The sequence below is a fragment of the Mesorhizobium sp. M7A.F.Ca.CA.002.04.1.1 genome (genome assembly GCF_004022805.1).
Classification (GTDB): Bacteria; Pseudomonadota; Alphaproteobacteria; order Rhizobiales; family Rhizobiaceae; genus Mesorhizobium; species Mesorhizobium ciceri.
The window spans coordinates 1-2804 of sequence record NZ_RZPL01000725.1 but is presented as its reverse complement, the minus strand read 5'-3'; the positions used below and the strand labels follow the sequence as shown (position 1 = coordinate 2804).

Below are 2804 nucleotides of genomic sequence, written 5' to 3'. Positions count from 1 at the left end.
GATTGGCTGAGGATGCCAGCACGCCGGCTATTTTTCAATTTTTTCAGAATATTTTTTCATTTAGAGAAAACAACGGCTATATGCTGATTTTATTGGATTTTCCGTTTTCTAGGAATCCGGCCTGCGATTTTAGTGAAAAACTTTTTCATTGTGCATTTGGCGAGATCGGTCGAGAATGGCGCCATGGAAACCACGGAAAAACGCCAGCGCGGCCGGCCGCGCGCTTTCAATGGGCCCTCGGAGGCCAGTTCGGTGCAGTCGCTCGATCGGGCGCTGAGAATCCTGGCCATTGTCGCGGAAGGCAGCGGCCTGTCGCTGAGCGAGATATCGGCGCAGAGCGGGCTTGCCGCCTCCACCGCCTACCGCATGCTGACGACGCTGCAAAACCACGGAATGGTCGAATTCGACACATCAGACCAGCTGTGGTCGATCGGCGTCGAGACCTACCGTATGGGCGCGGCCTTCCTGCGCCGCCGCAAGCTGGTCGACCGCGCGCGTGTCGTCATGCAGGAGCTGATGGAGAGAACCGGCGAGACCGCCAATCTCGGCGTCGCCGAGGACGATTGCGTGGTCTTCGTCAGCCAGGTCGAGACGCATCAGGCGATCCGCGCCTTCTTCCGGCCGGGCACGCGCAGCCCCTTCCATGCGTCCGGCATCGGCAAGGCGGTGCTGGCGCATCTCGAGCCGGAGCGCGTCGGAACCATGCTGCGCAAGGCAGGCCTGCAGCGCTTCACCGACAGGACGCTGTCCGACATTTCGGCGCTTGCCCACGATCTGGCGCGGATCAAGCAGCGCGGCTGGTCGGTCGACGACGAGGAGCGGCACCCCGGCATGCGCTGCGTGGCAGCCGCCATCTTCAACGAATTCGGCGAGCCGATCGGCGGCGTTTCCGTGTCGGGACCGACGGTGCGGGTGACGCCGGAGCGGCTGGCCGAGATCGGCCCGCTGGTGCGCGATGCGGCAGCCGAGGTGACCAGGATGATCGGCGGCGTGCGAGCCGGCTGATCAGCCCGCCCCGGGCAGCGCGCTCCTGGTCGCGATATCGAAGAAATCGAGAAGGATGGCCATGCCGACGCCGCAGGCGGTGAATATCAGGCCGGCCATGAAGATGCGGTTGGCGCGTTCATAGATGCGCCGCTGCAGGCATTTCGTGTCGAGCAGCAGCGAGAGCGCCCGCATCTGCAAGGCAATGCCGGCCAGGATCGGCAGGACGGCGACAAGATGGTAGGTCTGCCACGGGATCGGGTTGGCGGCCCAATGGGTGATGAAGCCCAGCGAAAACGCCAGCAGGATGCCGACGGTGGTGACGGTGCCGTTGCGGAAAACCGTTTCGACCAGGTCTTCCCTGGGGTCCTGCTCGTCCAAGGGTCTCTCCCCGCGTTTCGCGGTCCAGGATAGACGCTCGGAAAATCTCTGTACACTGTCCGATCTGTCGCCGGACCAATCCCTTCAGTTCTGCGCTGAAGCGGCCGATGGAGCACGCACCGCTACCATCCAGACAACAGAAGAGGGGCTCGCATGGGCCCCTCTGTTGCTGAACGGGTCCTCCCCTCAGAGACGGCAATAGTGGCGGTATCCGTCGTGGCCGAGATAGGTATCGGAGTCCGCGTCGTAGCTGGCATAGCGATCGTAGCAGCGGCGGACATGCCACGAGCCACCGCCTTCGTCGACATAGACGGTGCGCGGCTGGGCGAGCAGGCTGCCGAGGACGAAGCCGCCGACGCCGGCAGCAATGCCGATGCCGATTTCGCGGTTGTGGTGATGGCTGTGGGCGGCCGAAGGCTGCACGGTGCCGGCCAGCGTGGCGGCGGCGACGGCGGTGGCGATAAGGCCGGAAACGAGTGTGTTCTTGAACATGACGATCTCCTTGCTTCGTTGACCGAGGCGATCCATCCGCCTCTTGATCATCTGTCGTCACAGCCAGGAAAAAGGTTCGAACTTTTTTGATTTTTCTGGAGCTGGGAAATCGGATGGACCGAGGTCCACGCTGACGGCGACTGGAAAGGGTTGGCGAGGACGTTGATGCGGCCAATCTCCCCCACTTGCTGGGGGCTATGCCACGCACATATCTGCTATGACTGGGGTGACTGATCGGCCCGAGGCCCGATTGCCGGGTGGGTCCCCCAATCCGTCGCTGCTTCGCAGCGCCACCTTCCCCCCTCCGGAGGGAAAGGAAAGGAGCGTTGGTGGGCGAGCGTTGGCTCGGCGAAGCCGAGACGGAGCGGGACCAGCGCCGCATAGGCAATGCATGCGCCAAGCTGCCATGCACTCTATCGCCAAAGACCAGTTGCTTGGAAATGTGTGCATGCCGTAGCTTGCCGGGGATCAGCAGCTTTGCCGCCCTACTTCACAAGGTGATCGCCGAACGCAAAAAGGGCGGCCGAAGCCGCCCTCTTGGGGAATTGGGTCCCTCCATCAAAGGAAAATGATCACCCTGCCGTGCCTGTGGTGATGGTTGTGGTGGTGGTTGTAGTGCTTCCACCAGAACTTCTTGAAGTGCTTCTTGTGATGGTTGTGGTGGTGATGATGATGGCCATGCATGCCGTGGGCTGACGACGTGCCGACAGTGCCGGCGAGCGCGCCGGTGGCGACGAAGATGGCGACGAGGCCCGAGGTAAGAGTGCGCTTGAACATGATGATCTCCTGGATCTTTTGATCGAGGCGTCCCATTCGCCTCTGACCATCAGTCGGCGCGGCGCAGCAAAAGGTTCGAAAGGTTGAGGAGATTTTTTGTGGGACGCCGTTGACGCCAGCGCGGCGACGGCAAGGACACCAATGACCCGTCGCCCCCTATTCCCCTATTC

General features: G+C 62.2%; 4 protein-coding genes. 1 reads left to right on the top strand and 3 read right to left on the bottom strand.

Features of this window, described 5'->3' with window-relative positions; genetic code table 11:
- Positions 1 to 183 precede the first annotated feature (183 nt).
- Positions 184 to 1005 carry an HTH-type transcriptional regulator BhcR gene (gene bhcR / locus ENZ75_RS27435; RefSeq protein WP_063170248.1) on the top strand — a complete coding sequence of 274 codons (822 nt, stop codon included), beginning with the start codon at positions 184 to 186 and terminating at the stop codon, positions 1003 to 1005.
- On the opposite strand, the gene ENZ75_RS27430 is transcribed toward bhcR, so the two are convergent.
- The 3 genes from ENZ75_RS27430 to ENZ75_RS27420 all read right to left on the bottom strand — a co-directional run bounded on the left by ENZ75_RS27430 (position 1006) and on the right by ENZ75_RS27420 (position 2634).
- Positions 1006 to 1365 carry a hypothetical protein gene (locus ENZ75_RS27430; protein ID WP_013531395.1) on the bottom strand — a complete coding sequence of 120 codons (360 nt, stop codon included), beginning with the start codon at positions 1363 to 1365 and terminating at the stop codon, positions 1006 to 1008.
- A gap of 186 nt (positions 1366 to 1551) precedes the next feature.
- Positions 1552 to 1857 carry a BA14K family protein gene (locus tag ENZ75_RS27425; protein WP_013531394.1) on the bottom strand — a complete coding sequence of 102 codons (306 nt, stop codon included), beginning with the start codon at positions 1855 to 1857 and terminating at the stop codon, positions 1552 to 1554.
- Positions 1858 to 2415: 558 nt separating this feature from the next.
- On the bottom strand, positions 2416 to 2634 hold the full coding sequence (locus ENZ75_RS27420; protein ID WP_013531393.1) for a hypothetical protein: 219 nt from the start codon (positions 2632 to 2634) through the stop codon (positions 2416 to 2418).
- Between the last annotated feature and the right edge of the window lie 170 nt (positions 2635 to 2804).